The organism is Cryobacterium sp. MDB2-A-1, assembly GCF_004402675.1.
Classification (GTDB): Bacteria; Actinomycetota; Actinomycetes; order Actinomycetales; family Microbacteriaceae; genus Cryobacterium; species Cryobacterium glucosi.
Map to the genome: position 1 here is coordinate 1 of NZ_SOFK01000047.1, position 1,512 is coordinate 1,512.

Here is a 1,512-nt window from a genome sequence, read left to right on the forward strand (position 1 = left end):
CTCTGTCCGCGACCTTCGACGATGGGAATCTCGTGTCGCTCGCCGGCCTCGTTCCCGCGATGTTGTTGGCGGCGTCGACGGGGCTGGGCGAGCTCGCGAACCGGTGGCTGAGCCTGCCGGGCTACTTCGGTGCGAACGCCGGATTGAAGGTCACCGCGCTGGTCGCGGGCATGGTCGCCGGCGCTGACTCCATCGACGACATGGCTGTCCTTCGCCACGGCGGGATGAAGAAACTCTTCGTCGGTGCTTACGCGCCGTCCACGTTGGGTTCGTTCTTGCGTGCGTTCACCTTCGGCCACGTCCGTCAACTCGACGCCGTCGCGTGGCGGTGGCTGGTCAACGTCGCCCAGACGGCACCGATCGTGGCTGGGATCAACGACTACGCCCTGGTCGATATCGACGACACCATCAAGGAAGTCCACGGCTACCAGAAGCAAGGCTCCGGCTACGGCTACTCCGGGGTCCGCGGGTTGAACGCGTTGATCGGCATCGTGTCCACCACGGTGTCCGCGCCGATCATCATCGGGTCCAGGCTCCGCAAAGGCGCCGCCGGGGTCCCCGCGCGGGGCGGGGAAGTTCGTCGGCGACATCCTCGCCACCGTCCGCCGGCTCCGGTCACAGACCGCGTCCGGCCTGGTACTCGTCCGCGCTGACAGTGCGTTCTACGGCCACGCGGTCGTCGCGGCCGCGCACCGGGCTGGCGCGAAAGTATCGATCACCGCCCGGATGGACCCGGCCGTGAAGCGCGCGATCGCTGCGATCGCTGATGACGCGTGGACGACGATTGAATACACCGACGCGATCCGGGACGAGACCACCGGGAAATGGATCTCCTCCGCCGAAGTCGCAGAGATTCCCTTCACCGCGTTCAGCTCCAGGAGGCTCAGCGAACGCATTACCGGGCGCCTGGTCGTCCGGCGGATCCCGGAGCTGAATCCGTTCGAGGGCACCGGGCAGCCGACCCTGTTCGACACGCACCGGTTCCACGCGTTCTTCACGACCAGCACCCTGGACACCGTCACGGCTGATAAAACCCACCGGCAACACGCGATCATCGAGCAGATCAACGCGGACCTCAAAGACAGTGCGCTCGCGCACCTGCCGTCGGGGATCTTCACCGCGAACGCGGCCTGGCTCGTGCTCGCCACGATCGCGTTCAACCTATCCCGCGCCGTCGGCACCCTCACCAGCACCGACCTCGGGAAGGCGCGCTCTGGCACCATCCGCCGCAAACTCATCCAGGTCCCGGCCCGAATCTCGACCTCGGCCCGGAAACTCCGGCTGCATTTACCGGCCAGTTGGCCTTGGGAGGACGGCTGGCAGGCCGTGTTCACGGCGGCCTGCGGCCCGCCGCGAACCGCGACCATCTGACCACCCAGCCAAACGGCGCAACCGGAGCAGGAACACCACCGGCAGCAAGGCCGGCCGCACCGCCATGCCCACCACCAGGAACCTCAGATCAACTCCGAGCGAAACCGCTCACCCAAGCCGACCGGTGGATCGAGGCTAAGC

At 67.1% G+C, this 1,512-nt stretch carries 1 pseudogene; it reads left to right on the plus strand.

Annotated features, from left to right (window positions below):
- Positions 1 to 2 precede the first annotated feature (2 nt).
- Positions 3 to 1,371 (plus strand): annotated as a pseudogene (locus E3O39_RS17465) (IS1380 family transposase).
- Positions 1,372 to 1,512 lie beyond the last annotated feature (141 nt).